Consider the following 15,738-nt stretch of genomic DNA (forward strand, 5'->3'; position numbering starts at 1 on the left):
ATGGGAAGTCTGGATTCCGGTTCGAGCCACATTGAAGACGCTGGATGAAGGTCTGTCGATCATTTCATTCAATGTTCTTCTTGCTGATGACCTGCCTGTGAAGCAAACGCAATTTTTGTAGCAGCACGCCTGCCGGCGGTGGCGTCCTTCCAATCGCTACCGCCGGCAAGCCGTGCTGCTACAAGGAAACTCGATATGAATCTCAGCCTTTCAATCCTGCAATACACGGCGAAACGAACAGCTCTCCTTTATAGGCGCCAATCAAGGTGCGGCGCATGATCACCAGCCACAGCAGCGTCAGGGACGCCACCAGCACAGTGCCGAACAGGGAAAAGAAGGCAAGGTTCAGCACCGCCCCAAGCTTGAGCGTCGTCAGCGCAAACACCCCCAACGGAAAGGTGAACCCCCACCAGCCAAGATTGAAGGGGATGCCATTGCGCAGGTAGCGCACGGTGATCAGCAGCGCCATCAGCAGCCACCAGACGCCGACACCCCACAGAATGATTCCACCGATCAACCCCAGCCCCGAAGCGATGTCCCCGACCCCGCTCAAGCCGTTGGCGGCGAAGATCGTCGGCGAATCAGCGCCGAGCACCATCAAGCCGAATGCACCGGTGCTGATCGGGCCCAGCGCCAGCCAGCTGGAGGCGGCCATGTTTTCGTGAGGCAGCTTGTGCAATGCCATGCGCAGCAAAAGGATCGTCAGAATGCTGAACGCCACCGGAACCGAAAAACCCCAGAGCGCGTAGCTGGTGATGAGCACGCTGAACTGGCTGTGACTGTCGGCCAGATGCGGCGCCAGCAGGCCTCCACTGGCGGCCGCCACTTCAGCCGCCACCACCGGCAACAGCCAGACCGCCGTCATCTGATCGATGCTGTGCGCCTGACGGGTGAACATCATGAACGGAATCAGCACGCCGCACGCGACTGACATCGCGACGTCCAGCCACCACAACAGATGCGCCAAATGCACCGCTTCGGCGCCCCAGCGTGACACACCAAACGTCAGCAAGCCGTTGATGATCGTCGCCATGCCCATGGGAATGGTGCCGAAGAACATCGACACCGTGGAATGCCCGAACACTCGGCGCGCCTCGTCGAAGAACATCACCCAACGTGCGGTATAGAGAAAGCTGAAAACCAGGAACAGGACGATGTTCAGCATCCACAGCGCTTCGGCCACAACGAGCAGGCCCGGCATCCGGAACGGCAGTTGTGTAAGAACCGCAGACAAAATGCCGGTGCCCATGGTCGCGGCGAACCAGTTGGGGGTGAATTGGCGGATGACCTCCCGGGGGTGGCTCAACTGACTGAACGGTTTGCGCGTAATAAAGATGGCCTGGCTCATGGATCGCTCCTGTCCCCGTGTGAGGTGGCACCCATATTACGGCCGCGGCTGATATCTATTAAGCGGGTAGTTTCTCTATATGTCATCGATTTAGCAGATATTCAGTTCTCAGCGAGATACAGTTCTGTAGGAGTGAGCTTGCTCGCGACAGCGGTGTATCAATTAAACATTGACTCACCGAACCGACGCTATCGCGAGCAAGCTCACTCCTACAGAGGCCTGCGGCGTGACGGTAAACTCAGCCGGCCGCTTATGCTCAATCTCCTAATCCCTCAATCCTTCAATACCTCAACACCGCGCCGCTCAGACCTTGGTCGAAACAGACGAACGTCACCGGCCGTGCGAGACTGTCTGACCTGCGAGGGATCGCAGTCGAAATCGTGAACTGCTTGAATCTGGAGTCCCCATGTCGCTGTCCAGCGGACTGATCGCTGCCGTCGCCCTGGCCTATATGGCCATCATGTTCGCCATCGCCTTTTACGGCGATCGTCGCAGCGACGCCCTGCCGCCGCGTTTGCGCGCCTGGGTGTACAGCCTGTCGTTGGCGGTTTACTGCACCAGTTGGACCTTTTTCGGCGCCGTGGGTCAGGCTGCCGAGCAACTGTGGTCGTTCCTGCCGATCTACCTGGGGCCCATCGTGATGATGGTGCTGGCCCCCTGGGTCCTGCAGAAAATGGTGCTGATCAGCAAGCAGGAGAACATCACCTCCATCGCCGACTTCATCGCCGCCCGCTACGGCAAATCGCAAACACTGGCCGTCGTGGTCGCACTGATCTGTCTGATCGGCGTACTGCCTTACATTGCCCTGCAACTCAAGGGCATCGTGCTGGGGGTGAACATACTCATCGGGGCCGGTGCCGACGCCGCAGGCACCCGTGCCCAAGACACCGCGCTGATCGTTTCGCTGGTGCTGGCGCTGTTCACCATCGTCTTCGGTACGCGCAATCTCGACGCCACCGAGCACCATCGCGGGATGGTGCTGGCCATCGCCTTCGAATCGCTGGTCAAGTTGTTCGCGTTCATGGCCGTCGGCGTGTTCGTGACGTTCGGCCTGTACGACGGGGTTGATGACTTGTTCAATCAAGCCATGCTCGCGCCGCGTCTGGAGGAATACTGGAAGGAGACCGTCAACTGGCCCTCGATGGTGGTGCAGACCGGCGTGGCGATGATGGCAATCGTCTGCCTGCCGCGACAGTTCCACGTGACAGTGGTGGAGAACATCGAGCCGCAGGACCTGCGTCTGGCCAAGTGGGTGTTTCCGACGTATCTGCTGCTCGCCGGGTTGTTCGTGGTGCCGATTGCGTTGGCCGGGCAAATGCTGCTTCCAGGTTCGGTACTGCCTGACTCGTTCGTGATCAGCGTGCCACTGGCCCATGCCCACCCTGCGCTTGCCGTACTGGCATTCATCGGTGGCGCTTCGGCGGCGACCGGGATGGTGATCGTCGCCAGCGTCGCGCTGTCGACCATGGTTTCCAACGACATGCTGCTGCCGTGGCTGCTGCGGCGCAAAACCGCCGAGCGTCCTTTCGAGGTGTTTCGCTACTGGATGCTTTCGGTGCGCCGGGTCAGCATCGTGGTCATCCTGCTGCTGGCATACGTGAGCTATCGACTGCTCGGTTCGACTGCGAGCCTTGCGACCATCGGCCAGATTGCCTTTGCCGCCATCACCCAACTGACGCCCGCCATGATCGGCGCGCTGTACTGGAAACAGGCCAACCGTCGCGGCGTGTTCGCGGGTCTGGCGGCGGGCGTGTTCATCTGGTTCTACACCCTGGTATTGCCACTGACGGCCCACAGCATGGGCTGGGCGCTGAGCAGTTTCCCGCTGCTGGCGTGGTTGCACGGTAATCCGCTGAACCTGCCGATCAGCCCGCTGACCCAAGGGGTGGTGCTGTCGATGGCCGGTAACTTCATTCTGTTCGCCTGGGTGTCGGTGCTGTCGCGCACGCGGGTATCGGAACACTGGCAGGCCGGTCGTTTCATCGGCCAAGAGTTGCAGGAACGGCCCAACAACCGCTCGCTGCTGGCGGTGCAGATCGAAGACTTGCTCAAGCTCTCGGCACGCTTCGTCGGCGAAGAACGCGCGCAGCAGAGCTTCATCCGTTTCGCCTACCGTCAGGGCAAGGGCTTCAACCCCAACCAGAACGCCACAGGTGACTGGATCGCCCACACCGAGCGCCTGCTCGCCGGTGTGCTGGGTACCTCTTCGACCCGGGCCGTGGTCAAGGCGGCCATCGAGGGTCGCGACATGCAACTCGAAGACGTGGTGCGCATCGCCGACGAAGCGTCCGAAGTCCTGCAATTCAATCGCGCATTGCTGCAAGGCGCGATTGAAAACATCACGCAGGGCATCAGCGTCGTGGACCAGTCGCTGCGGCTGGTGGCCTGGAACGACCGTTATCTGGAGCTGTTCAATTACCCTGAAGGTCTGATCAGTGTCGGTCGCCCGATTGCCGACATCATTCGCTACAACGCCGAGCGCGGTCTGCTCGGTCCTGGCGAAGCGGAGGTGCACGTCGCCCGGCGCCTGCACTGGATGCGCCAAGGCCGTGCGCATACGTCCGAACGCCTGTTCCCCAATGGCCGTGTGATCGAGCTGATCGGTAATCCGATGCCGGGTGGCGGGTTCGTCATGAGCTTCACCGACATCACAGCGTTCCGCGAAGCCGAACACGCGCTCAAAGGCGCCAACGAAAGCTTAGAACTGCGAGTCGCCGAGCGTACCCGCGAGCTGTCACAGTTGAACACCGCGTTGACCGAGGCGAAGGCCCACGCAGAAGCCGCAAACCAGTCGAAAACCCGTTTCCTGGCGGCGGTCAGTCATGACCTTATGCAGCCGATGAACGCCGCGCGCCTGTTTTCCGCAGCGCTGCTGCATGCAAATGAAAATATTCCTGACGAGGCACAGAAACTGATCCAGCACCTGGACAGCTCGCTGCGTTCGGCCGAAGACCTGATCAGCGACCTGCTGGATATTTCTCGCCTGGAGAACGGCAAGTTCACCCCGACCATCGCCCCTTTCCCGCTCAATAATCTGTTCGACACGCTGGGAGCCGAGTTCAAGGCGCTGGCGCAGGAACAGGGGTTGAGCTTTCGTGTGCGTGGCAGCCAGTTGCGCATCGCCAGCGATGCAAAGTTGCTGCGTCGGGTGTTACAGAATTTCCTGACCAACGCGTTCCGTTACGCCAAGGGCCCGATTCTGTTGGGTGTGCGGCGCAAGGAGGGGCATGGGAGTCTGGAGGTGTGGGATCGTGGGCCGGGTATTCCCGAAGACAAACGCCAGGTGATCTTCGAAGAATTCAAACGCCTGGACAGTCATCAGACCCGCGCCGAGAAAGGGCTGGGCCTGGGCCTGGCGATTGCCGATGGCTTGTGCCGCGTACTGGGGCATACGCTGCAAGTGCGCTCATGGCCGGGCAAAGGCAGCGTGTTCAGCGTCACCGTGCCGTTGGCCCGCACCCAGACGTTGACGCATACAGCCATCGTCGAACCCAAACGTGCCTCGCTCAACGGTACGCAGGTGCTGTGCATCGACAACGAAGACAGCATCCTGATTGGCATGAACAGCCTGTTGAGTCGCTGGGGGTGTCAGGTCTGGACGGCGCGCAATCGCGAGGAATGCCAGACCCTGCTCGACGACGGCATCCGCCCGCACCTGGCGCTGGTGGATTACCACCTGGACCATGGTGAAACCGGCACCGAACTGATGGCCTGGCTGCGCACGCAGTTGGGAGAGCCGGTGCCCGGCGTGTTGATCAGCGCCGATGGTAGACCCGAGCTGATCGCGCAGGTGCATGCGGCGGGGCTGGAGTATCTGGCCAAACCGGTGAAGCCTGCGGCATTAAGGGCGTTGTTGAGCCGGCATGTGAGTTTGAGCTGAGATCAGAAACGCGTTCACACGCACGCCGATCCATCGTAGGAGCGCGCTTGCCCGCGATTGCGTTATCGCAGTCAACAATGCGGGGCCTGAACGGACGCGTTCGCAGGCAAGCGCGCTCCTACAAGGGTTATGCGGGTTTCCTGCGATACGGAAACACATCGATCACCTTCCCCGCGCGAATCGCCTCCTGCAATCCCTTCCAGTAGTCGGCGTCGTACAGCTCGCCATGCAAGCTGTTGAACAGTCGCCGCTGGCCCATGTCCGCAAACAGAAACGGCGGAAATTCCTCCGGAAAAACGTCTAGCGGCCCAATCGAATACCAGGGCTCGGAGGCCATCTCGTCCTCTGGCGTACGCGGCTCGGGGATGCGCCGGAAATTGGCCTCGGTCAGAAAGCAGATCTCGTCGTAGTCGTAGAACACCACGCGGCCATGGCGCGTGACGCCGAAGTTCTTCAGCAGCATGTCGCCGGGAAAGATATTCGCCGCCGCCAGTTGCTTGATCGCCAGCCCGTAATCCTCGAGTGCTTCACGTACCTGCCCTTCGCTGGCGTTCTCCAGGTAGAGGTTCAGCGGGGTCATGCGCCGTTCTGTCCAGCAGTGACGAATCAATACGGTGTCGCCTTCCAGCACGACGGTCGAGGGCGCGACGTCCAACAGCTCTTCAAGGCACTGCGGTTCGAATTTGGCCACCGGAAAACGAAAATCGGCGAACTCCTGGGTGTCGGCCATGCGCCCAACCCGGTCAACGTTTTTCACCAGCCGATATTTCTCGATCACGGTGGCTCGGTCGACGTTCTTGGACGGTGAAAACCGGTCCTTGATGACCTTGAACACCGTGTTGAAACCCGGCAGCGTGAATACGCTCATAACCATGCCGCGCACACCCGGCGCCATGATGAAGCGATCGTCGGTATCGGCCAGATGTTTGATCAGTGCGCGGTAAAACTCCGATTTGCCATGCTTGTAGAAACCGATCGAGGTGTACAGCTCGGCAATGTGCTTGCCCGGCAAAATGCCCTTGAGAAAGCCGACGAACTCGGCAGGGACCGGCACATCGACCATGAAATACGAGCGAGTGAACGAGAAGATGATCGAGACCTCGGCCTCGTCGGTGATCAGCGTGTCGATCTGCACGCCCCGCCCCTCGCGATGCAGCAAGGCAATCACCAGCGGCCATTGCTCGTCGAGGGTGTGGATGCGGCCCACCAGATATGCGCCCTTGTTGCGATACAACACCGACGAAAACAGTTCCAGCGTGAGCGTCGGGTCCTTGCACACCCAGTCTGGCAGGCACTCGCGCAACCGCGTTTCGAGGCGAATCAGATCACCGGGCAGATCGGCATACGCGACAGCGAACCGGTAATCGCTGAACACCTGCGCGAGCATCGCCGACAACTCGCCATGAGGCTGATAAACCCGTGTCTGCGCAGCCCGTTCATGGTCCCGCAGCGTCGGTCGCGTGGTGTGAATGAACATGCAGCCATCGCTGATCAGGTCATGGCTGAACAGACTGCAAAAGATCGAGTTGTACCAGGTCTCGGCCAGTTCATCGTCCAGACGCAGGTCAATGAGCTCGATGTAGGCGCTCTTCACCAACGGCCAGCGAGGCGCGTCCAGTAGAACGTCGCTGGCAAATGCCGTGTTCAGCCCGCCCGTGACCTCGCTGACCTTTTCCTCGTACAGGCTGATCCGCGCCGCCGATGCGGTTTGGGCCTGCTGCCACAACGCCTGCTCGAAGCGTGCCTGAGCGCCATCGGCGATGCGCCGGAAATGATCCCGATAATCGTCGAAGCCGGCGAGGATCAGGCGGGCGATATCAGCGGCGGGCCAAGGGGTGGACATGGCGGATGCTCGAGAGGGCAGATCCGCCAAGCGTAGCAGCGCGCTCGCGCAAGGCAGGTGCCGCTACTTCACCTTGCGGAACACAAACACCAACCCCACCACGATCAGCACCATTCCCAGCATGCTGAGGAGCGCCAGGCGGTTGCCGAAAATCAGATAATCCATGATCGCAGTCACGGCTGGCACCAGATAGAACAGGCTCGTGACGTTGACCAGATTGCCCTGGGCGATCAGGCGGTACAGCAGAAAGGTCGCCAACACCGAGACCACCAGTCCCATGTACAGCACCGGCACGTAAAATCCGAAACTGTGCTCGAAATGAAACGGCTGGAACGGCACGAACACCGCACAGACCACCGCCCCTGCAAAATACTGAACCGGCAGTGTGCCGAGTGGATTGTCAGTAATGCGCTTCTGCATGATCGATCCGCCGGTCATGCTCAACATGCCCAGCACCCCAAAGGCCATGCCTGCCAGCGAACCGCCGTCGCCAATGCCCTGGTACACCACCAGCACCAGCCCCGCCAGCCCAAGGCACAGACCGAACATCCGCGAACCGGAACGAGAGCGTTCGACCAGCACGGCCGTCAGGATCGGCTGCACCCCCATGATGGTCGCCATTACGCCCGGTGCGACTTTCATGTCCAGCGCCAGCAGGTAGCAGATTTGATAGGCCCCCAGCAACACCGCGCCAGTCGCCAACGCGTAGCGCATCGACTGCCCGGTTGCGGGGAGTTTGTAACCCAGGGTCGGGATCAGAATGGCCAGCGCTATCAACGCCAGCAAGAAACGGAACAGCAGAAACGCAAACGGCGAAGCATGGGTCAGGCCCCACTTGGAAACGATGGCCCCGCTACTCCAGAGCAGGACGAACAAGGTAGTCGTGGCCAGCGAGGCCAGGGCTTTATTGGCAAACATGGTGTCACCTGTGATTCAGACAAAATCGGACCCGGCGTAGAACCGGATTCACTGAGGTTTTGTTGGCGTTTGCAGGACTGGGTCGACAGCTTCAGCGCAATCGATCAGCCGGGCACAACGACGCCTGGCGGTGCGACGACGCACACGACCGGGCCGGTCACAGGAGCAGGAGGTGGATAGCGCGTGATGTAGAACGCTTGCTGGCACCCGCACGGCTCAGCCACAGCGGACGCTGCGGTATCGAACACGAGTTGCGAGTGGGAAGCAGGCATGGCGCTGATCTTCTTCGGAATGAGGGGTGGGTGTTACGACATGTTTCGAAGCACCGGCGCTGAATATAACCAGCGCGCGGTGCGCGATGCAACGTTTAGTTATCAGCCGAACAGCCAGTAACCCAGCAACGTCAAAACGATCACTGCCAGCACCGGCCGCAGAATGCGGTAGGCCTTGGGATTGGCACGTTTGAACTGCTTCACCTTGCCGCTGAAGGCGTTGCTGAAGCGCTTGCTGAAGGCGTAGGCCTGATTGATCCCGCCGACCCGCTCGTCATCGGTGTTCTGCGGTGCGGTGGCGCGCCCCAGAAACGCACTGACGCTGCGGTTGATCGAGGTCATGAAGCGGTTACTCAGCGGGCGCTCGATGTCGCAGAACAGAATCACACGCGTGACGTCGGTTTCGTTCTTGACCCAGTGCACATAGGTCTCGTCGAACATCACGTCCTCACCATCGCGCCAGGCGTAGACCTTGCCATCGACGAAGATCCGGCAATCATCGGAGTTCGGCGTCGAAAGCCCCAGGTGATAACGCAGGGAACCGGCGAACGGATCGCGGTGGGGATTGAGGTGACTGCCACCGGGCAGCAGCGCAAACATCGCGCCTTTGACGTTGGGGATGCGGCTGACCAGTTCAACCGTCCTCGGGCACAACGCTTCGGCCGAAGGCAGCGGTTTGTCGTACCACTTCAGGTAGAAACGCTTCCAGCCCTTCTTGAAGAACGAACCGAAACCGGCGTCGTTGTCCTTGGCAGCGGCGCGGATATAGCCCTCGTCGAACAGGTGCATTGCCTCGTCGCGGATGGTTTCCCAGTTGTCCTTGAGCACATCGAGTTCGGGAAATTTGCTACGGTCCAGATAGGGTTTGGACGGCACGCTGGAGAACAGGTACATCAAGGCGTTGTACGGAGCGAACAGCGCGGAGTGATTCACGAACTGGCGCAACACTGGCAAACGCGCCTTGCCGCGCAGATGCACGTACAGCGTACTGCCCACGAACAGCAGCAGGATCGCCGCCTTGGCAGCGAAAGAAAGGGTCATGAAACTCTCCTTGGAACAGGCAAATAGCTAACTGTTGTTCTCACCGGGCCGCTTCTGCCCGGAGGGCGGCCGTGCTTGCAGGCGATCGGCTGCGCAGCAGTCGTGAAATCCGGATGACGCGGTATGCCTGAAACGCCGAGTCGCCTGATTTTTCTGCCGCTTCGCGCCAGATCGCGAGCAAGCTTGCTCCCACGGGCTGTGCCCAGAATCAAAAGCAGATCGAGGCGACGCATTCTACTCACTATAAAAAACCCGCCGAATGACGTGTATCAACTGTCCAGCGGGCCTGGATGGCGGCCATCATAAGCCTTAGACGGCCCGGTAAAAAGCCGGAGAGTTCATCGAGACGACTATTGGGTCAGCTCCTGTTCAGTAAACAGATCGCTGAACAGCATGCTCGACAAGTAACGTTCGCCCGAATCCGGCAGCACCACGACGATGGTCTTGCCCTGCATTTCCGGTTTTTCCGCCAGCCGCACCGCCGCCTGCATCGCAGCGCCACAGGAGATGCCGCACAAGATCCCCTCCTCCTGCATCAGGCGCAGGGCCATGGCCTTGGCCTCTTCATCGCTCACCAGCTCGACCTTGTCGATGATCGACAGGTCGAGGTTTTTCGGGATGAAACCCGCGCCAATGCCCTGGATCTTGTGCGGGCTGGGCGTTATCTCCTGACCGGCCATGGCCTGGGTAATGATCGGCGAGATCATCGGCTCGACCGCTACCGAGATGATCGGCTTGCCCATGGTGTTCTTTATATAGCGCGACACGCCAGTAATGGTGCCGCCAGTCCCCACGCCCGCCACCAGTACGTCGATGGCGCCGTCTGTGTCATTCCAGATTTCCGGACCGGTTGTCTTCTCGTGAATCGCAGGGTTGGCCGGGTTCTCGAATTGGGCGGGCATGAAGAATTTTTCGGGATCACTGGCGACCAGTTCTTCGGCCTTGGCGATGGAGCCTTTCATGCCTTGGGCAGGTTCCGTCAGTACCAACTCGGCGCCCAGCGCCTTGAGCACCTTGCGTCGCTCGATACTCATGGAGGCTGGCATCGTCAGCATCAGCTTGTACCCGCGCGCAGCTGCCACGAATGCCAGCCCGATGCCGGTATTACCGGAGGTCGGCTCGACGATGGTCATGCCTGGCTTGAGTTTGCCTCGGCTTTCAGCGTCCCAGATCATGTTCGCGCCAATACGACACTTCACCGAATACCCCGGATTACGCCCTTCGATCTTGGCCAGAATCGTGACCCCGCGCGGCGCGATGCGGTTGATCTGCACCAGCGGCGTATTGCCGATGGAATGGGCGTTGTCTGCGTAAATTCGGCTCATGACCGGGTCCTTGTGCAGGTTTGGAAAAGCCCAAAGCGTATGCCTTGGGCACATATTGCGTCCAGTCGCAGCGAACCGATGGCAACGCCGACAGTCAACACAGCTAATGAACTGGAGAGCGTTGCCATGAAACGTCGCTATAGCTGGCCTCTGTGGACAGTCGTGGGCCTCGTCGTCTTGCTGATCGCCTTGCACATCGCACTGCCTTATGTGGTGCGCAATTACCTCAACGATAAACTCGCCGACATGGGCGACTATCGCGGCCAAGTGACCGATGTCGATCTGGCGCTGTGGCGAGGGGCGTACAAGATCAACGGCTTGAACATCGTCAAGGTCGACGGCAAGGTTCCGGTCCCGCTGCTCAAGGTGCCGGTGATCGATATTTCGGTCAGTTGGCACTCACTCTGGTACGACCACGCGGTGGTGGCAGAGGTTGCGTTTATCAGCCCCGAGCTCAACTTCGTAGACGGCGGCGCTGACAAACAACAGTCTCAGACCGGTGCGGGCACCGACTGGCGCGCGCAGTTGAACAAGTTGCTGCCGATCACGCTCAACGAAGTGCGGGTCAACGACGGCAAGATCACCTTCAGCAACTTCAACTCTACCCCTAAAGTGAAAATTGAAGCGGACGACGTCAACGCCAGCGTCTACAACATCACCAACGTCGTGGACTCGGCGGGCAAGCGCGACGCCCGCTTCGAAGGCAAGGCTCGACTGTTGGGCCACGCCCCACTGGAAACCAATGCCACGTTCGACCCTTTCAGCAACTTTGAAGATTTCGACTTCAAACTGCGCGTCACCGACCTGCAACTCAAGCAGATGAATGATTTCGCCTCAGCCTACGGCAAGTTCGACTTCAATGCGGGCGACGGCGATATCGTCATCGAGGCGCATGCCAACAAAGGCCAGCTCAGCGGCTACATCAAACCGCTGTTGCGCGATGTCGACATCTTCAACTGGCAACAGGACGTCGAGAACCAGAACAAAGGCTTCTTCCGCTCGATCTGGGAAGCCATGGTCGGCGCCAGCGAAACCGTGCTCAAGAACCAGCGTAAAAACCAGTTCGCGACCCGAGTTGAACTGAGCGGCAGCGTCCACAAGCAGGACGTCAGCGCGTTTCAGGCCTTCCTGCAGATCCTGCGCAATGCGTTCGTACAGGCGTTCAATACGCGTTATGACAGCGGGAAGAGTGAGGCGAAGTGATGTAACGCAGTTGCTTGACCTCTGCAGCAGCCCGGCTTGCCGGCGGTGGCGCACTGAAGATTGCTGCCGCTGGCAAACGGAACGCCGCCTCGCCGGACAGCTACAGCTCAGTGCTGTGGTTTATCCGGATTTTCATCAACGCCATAAACCACCCGATCCTCGGCGAGTAACGTCCCGTTTTGCCCCTGCCCCTGCAAGGCATCCCAACCAATACAGGCGAGTGCCAGGGTCCGGGGCGTTGCCTCGCGCCCGTTGCTGTAACGGGTAATGCTACGCGTACTGACCCCCAGCGCTTCAGCCGCCAGCGCCAGTGGCAACCCCGTTCTTGCTCGCCATCCGATGAAAATCCGCGTGTTCTCGTCTGTAGCGGCCTGGGCCTGAGCATCGAGATACAGCGTGTCGGCGCCAATCTGGATATCCAGATCCACCCACTCCACCGTCCAGCCATCATCACCGATTTGGGCCTGCAGGAAGGCATCGTCACTCTGCAAGGGGGACAGACCGGGGAAGTTTTGAATGTCCGCACTCATGTCGAGGCCGAACTGTTGATCGTTGATAAATGTCAGCGCCAGCTTGCGCCCGGCGAGCGCCTCGACTGCTTTGAGGCGTGGTCGCTTCATGGATGCCATTTTTTCCATTCCTCCATCAGTTCTGTCTGGTGGGCCCGTACCCATTCAAGCGCTTCCTTGAGCACAGCGGCCGGTGCGTGGCCGCGCATGGGTTCAACCAACTGCAGGCAAATCAAGACATCCAGACCACCTCCCGTGAGCTGCACGTGAGGCGGCAGATGATCTTTTTCCCGCAGTTGAATCCTGTTTTGTCTCTGAATCGATGCTGGGTAGACATGCAGCGCAATCTATAGCCAAATTGGCGATACCGCAACGAGCGTTACAATTTTCTCAGTCACACCGCGACCCGCCATTCAGCTACTGAATAAAGCGTCTGCGTTCACAGTCGAGCGGGGGGCGCGTTATAGTCGGTGCATTCTTATTGCTGGTTTGAGTCGTGCGGCATTGTGTCCACACGCCATGTTCGAGGATTTACCGATGAAGTTCGAAGGCACCCGCGCCTACGTCGCCACTGACGACCTGAAGCTCGCAGTCAACGCTGCCATCACCCTGGAGCGCCCGCTGCTGGTCAAGGGCGAGCCCGGCACCGGCAAGACCATGCTCGCCGAGCAACTGGCCGAATCCTTTGGCGCCAGGCTCATCACCTGGCACATCAAGTCGACCACCAAGGCTCATCAGGGTCTGTACGAGTACGACGCGGTCAGCCGGCTGCGTGACTCGCAACTGGGCGTCGACAAAGTCCACGACGTGCGTAACTACCTGAAGAAAGGCAAGCTCTGGGAAGCGTTCGAGGCCGAAGAGCGGGTAATTCTGCTGATCGACGAAATCGACAAGGCCGACATCGAATTCCCCAACGACCTGTTACAAGAACTCGACAAGATGGAGTTCTACGTTTACGAGATCGACGAGACGATCAAGGCGAAGAAGCGCCCGATCATCATCATTACCTCGAACAACGAAAAAGAGCTGCCGGACGCCTTCCTGCGCCGCTGCTTCTTCCACTACATCGCCTTCCCCGACCGCAACACCCTGCAGCAGATCGTCGACGTGCATTACCCGGACATCAAGAAAGACCTGGTCAGCGAAGCACTGGACGTGTTCTTCGACGTGCGCAAGGTGCCGGGCCTGAAGAAGAAGCCTTCGACCTCCGAACTGGTGGACTGGCTGAAACTGCTGATGGCCGACAACATCGGTGAAGCGGTGCTGCGCGAGCGCGATCCGACCAAAGCCATTCCGCCCCTGGCCGGCGCGCTGGTCAAGAACGAACAGGATGTTCAGTTGCTGGAGCGTCTGGCGTTCATGACCCGTCGTGGCAATCGCTAAGCCCTGAACGACAAGTGCGGGACAACCATCATGCTGCTCAATCTGTTCAACGAAATGCGCGCCGCCAAGGTGCCGGTCTCGGTACGCGAGCTGCTGGACCTGATCAACGCCCTGAAACACCGGGTGACCTTCGCCGACATGGACGAGTTCTATTACTTGTCGCGGGCAATCCTGGTCAAGGACGAGCGCCATTACGACAAGTTCGACCGGGCCTTTGGCGCGTATTTCAACGGGCTGGAAAAACTCGACGACCACCTTCAGGCGTTGATTCCCGAAGACTGGCTGCGCAAGGAATTCGAGCGTTCACTGACCGACGAAGAGCGCGCGCAGATTCAATCCCTTGGCGGTCTCGACAAGCTGATCGAAGCATTCAAGAAGCGTCTGGAAGAGCAGAAAGAACGTCACGCCGGCGGCAACAAGTGGATCGGCACCGGCGGCACCAGTCCGTTCGGTTCAGGCGGGTATAACCCGGAGGGGATTCGCGTCGGCGATGCCGGCAAGCGTCAGGGCAAGGCGGCCAAAGTCTGGGATCAGCGTGAGTACAAGAACCTCGACGATCAGGTCGAACTCGGCACGCGCAACATCAAGGTGGCGTTGCGGCGTCTGCGCAAGTTCGCCCGGCAAGGCGCGGCGGACGAACTGGACATCGACGGCACCATCGACCACACCGCCCGGGACGCCGGTCTGCTGAACATTCAGATGCGCCCGGAACGGCGCAACACCATCAAGCTGTTGTTGCTGTTCGACATCGGCGGCTCGATGGACGCCCACGTGAAGATCTGCGAAGAACTGTTCTCGGCCTGCAAGACCGAGTTCAAGCACATGGAGTACTTCTACTTCCACAACTTCATCTATGAATCGGTGTGGAAGAACAACCTGCGACGCACCTCCGAACGCACGTCGACCCAGGACCTGCTGCACAAATACGGCGCCGATTACAAAGTGATCTTCATTGGCGACGCCGCCATGGCGCCCTATGAAATTACCCAGCCGGGCGGCAGCGTCGAACACTGGAACGAAGAAGCGGGCTACGTCTGGATGCACCGTTTCATGGCCAAGTTCAAGAAAATCATCTGGATCAACCCCTACCCCAAAGACGCCTGGGGCTACACCACTTCAACCAACATCGTTCGGGATCTGATCGAAGATCAGATGTACCCGCTCACCCTGCGCGGGCTTGAGGAAGGGATGCGGTATCTGGCCAAGTGATAGTCGCAAGACGGTCTCGCAACCGGGCAATCGGCCATTGCGACGATCTCGCTCAGCCCCCCGACATGTCGCTCAGGGCCAGACGGATCCGCTGCACGGCCGCAATGGAACTGGCGTTGTCGCCGTGAACGCACAGGGTGTCTGCGTTGAGCAGCAATTCGCTGCCGTCGCTGGCGATCAGTGCTTCGCCACGGGCAAGGGTCAGCGCCTGAGCGATGATGATTTCCGGATCGTGATGGACGGCGCCCGGCAGGCTGCGTGAGACCAGGCGTCCCGCGCTGTCATAGGCGCGATCGGCGAACGCTTCGAACCACAGGGTGACACCGAACTCGTCGGCCATCGCCTGAGCCGCGGTGTTGTCGCGCATGGCCAGCAGCATCAGCGGCAGTTCGGGGTTGTAGCGCGCGATGCCTTCGATCACCGCGCGCAACTGAGTCGGGTTGGCCATCATGTCGTTGTACATCGCACCGTGGGGTTTGACGTAGCTGACGCGACCGCCCTGGGCACGACAGACCCCATCCAGCGCGCCGATCTGGTAGTGCAGAAGATCCTGAATTTCCTGCGACGAGCAGGCCATCGACCTGCGACCGAACCCCACCAGATCCGGGTACGCCGGGTGCGCACCGATGGTGACGTTGTGGGTGAGTGCCAGCGCAACGGTCTTGCGCATGACACTGGGATCGCCGGCATGAAAGCCACAGGCGATGTTGGCGCAGTCGATGTACGGCATGACCTCGGCATCCAGACCCATGGTCCAGGCGCCGAAACTTTCGCCGATATCACAATTCAATAACAGGCGGCCCAAGG

The 15,738-nt window shown here is 59.8% G+C and carries 11 protein-coding genes and 1 pseudogene; 4 read left to right on the forward strand and 8 right to left on the reverse strand.

Features of this window, described 5'->3' with window-relative positions:
• Nucleotides 1-202: 202 nt before the first annotated feature.
• Entirely contained in the window at nucleotides 203-1,348 is a 1,146-nt protein-coding gene (locus tag D3M70_RS08655) for a TDT family transporter (protein WP_120125365.1), read from the reverse strand.
• Between the two features lie 406 nt (nucleotides 1,349-1,754).
• Between D3M70_RS08655 and D3M70_RS08660 the strand changes: the two genes are divergently transcribed.
• Nucleotides 1,755-5,228, forward strand: coding sequence for a hybrid sensor histidine kinase/response regulator (locus tag D3M70_RS08660; RefSeq protein WP_120125366.1), 3,474 nt, complete (start codon nucleotides 1,755-1,757; stop codon nucleotides 5,226-5,228).
• A gap of 127 nt (nucleotides 5,229-5,355) precedes the next feature.
• Here the strand turns inward: D3M70_RS08660 and aceK are convergent, their stop codons facing one another.
• The 4 genes from aceK to cysK form a co-directional block, all read right to left on the reverse strand.
• Nucleotides 5,356-7,071 (reverse strand): bifunctional isocitrate dehydrogenase kinase/phosphatase, encoded by a 1,716-nt coding sequence (aceK, locus tag D3M70_RS08665; protein WP_120125367.1) that lies wholly within the window; start codon nucleotides 7,069-7,071, stop codon nucleotides 5,356-5,358.
• Nucleotides 7,072-7,134: 63 nt separating this feature from the next.
• A complete protein-coding gene (locus D3M70_RS08670) occupies nucleotides 7,135-7,989 on the reverse strand; it encodes a DMT family transporter (RefSeq protein ID WP_120125368.1) in 855 nt (284 codons plus the stop codon).
• Between the two features lie 374 nt (nucleotides 7,990-8,363).
• Entirely contained in the window at nucleotides 8,364-9,302 is a 939-nt protein-coding gene (locus D3M70_RS08675; RefSeq protein WP_120125369.1) for an aspartyl/asparaginyl beta-hydroxylase domain-containing protein, read from the reverse strand.
• Between the two features lie 350 nt (nucleotides 9,303-9,652).
• Nucleotides 9,653-10,627, reverse strand: coding sequence for a cysteine synthase A (gene cysK / locus D3M70_RS08685; protein ID WP_120125371.1), 975 nt, complete (start codon nucleotides 10,625-10,627; stop codon nucleotides 9,653-9,655).
• A 126-nt stretch (nucleotides 10,628-10,753) separates the two neighbouring features.
• Between cysK and D3M70_RS08690 the strand changes: the two genes are divergently transcribed.
• Nucleotides 10,754-11,830, forward strand: coding sequence for a DUF748 domain-containing protein (locus D3M70_RS08690; RefSeq protein WP_120125372.1), 1,077 nt, complete (start codon nucleotides 10,754-10,756; stop codon nucleotides 11,828-11,830).
• A 107-nt stretch (nucleotides 11,831-11,937) separates the two neighbouring features.
• Here D3M70_RS08690 and D3M70_RS08695 read toward each other — a convergent pair whose 3' ends face one another.
• Complete coding sequence (locus D3M70_RS08695) at nucleotides 11,938-12,450, reverse strand: DUF2442 domain-containing protein (protein ID WP_165869762.1); 513 nt, start codon at nucleotides 12,448-12,450, stop codon at nucleotides 11,938-11,940.
• Nucleotides 12,447-12,676, reverse strand: a pseudogene (locus D3M70_RS08700) (DUF4160 domain-containing protein). Before D3M70_RS08700 ends, D3M70_RS08695 begins: the two are co-directional and overlap by 4 nt.
• A 200-nt stretch (nucleotides 12,677-12,876) precedes the next feature.
• Here D3M70_RS08700 and D3M70_RS08705 point away from each other — a divergent pair.
• Both D3M70_RS08705 and D3M70_RS08710 read left to right on the forward strand, forming a co-directional pair.
• A complete protein-coding gene (locus D3M70_RS08705; protein WP_120125374.1) occupies nucleotides 12,877-13,722 on the forward strand; it encodes a MoxR family ATPase in 846 nt (281 codons plus the stop codon).
• 30 nt (nucleotides 13,723-13,752) lie between these two features.
• Entirely contained in the window at nucleotides 13,753-14,931 is a 1,179-nt protein-coding gene (locus D3M70_RS08710; RefSeq protein WP_120125375.1) for a VWA domain-containing protein, read from the forward strand.
• Nucleotides 14,932-14,983: 52 nt separating this feature from the next.
• Here D3M70_RS08710 and D3M70_RS08715 read toward each other — a convergent pair whose 3' ends face one another.
• Complete coding sequence (locus D3M70_RS08715; protein ID WP_120125376.1) at nucleotides 14,984-15,736, reverse strand: 5-oxoprolinase subunit PxpA; 753 nt, start codon at nucleotides 15,734-15,736, stop codon at nucleotides 14,984-14,986.
• Between the last annotated feature and the right edge of the window lie 2 nt (nucleotides 15,737-15,738).

Source organism: Pseudomonas sp. LS-2 (genome assembly GCF_003605735.1).
Classification (GTDB): Bacteria; Pseudomonadota; Gammaproteobacteria; order Pseudomonadales; family Pseudomonadaceae; genus Aquipseudomonas.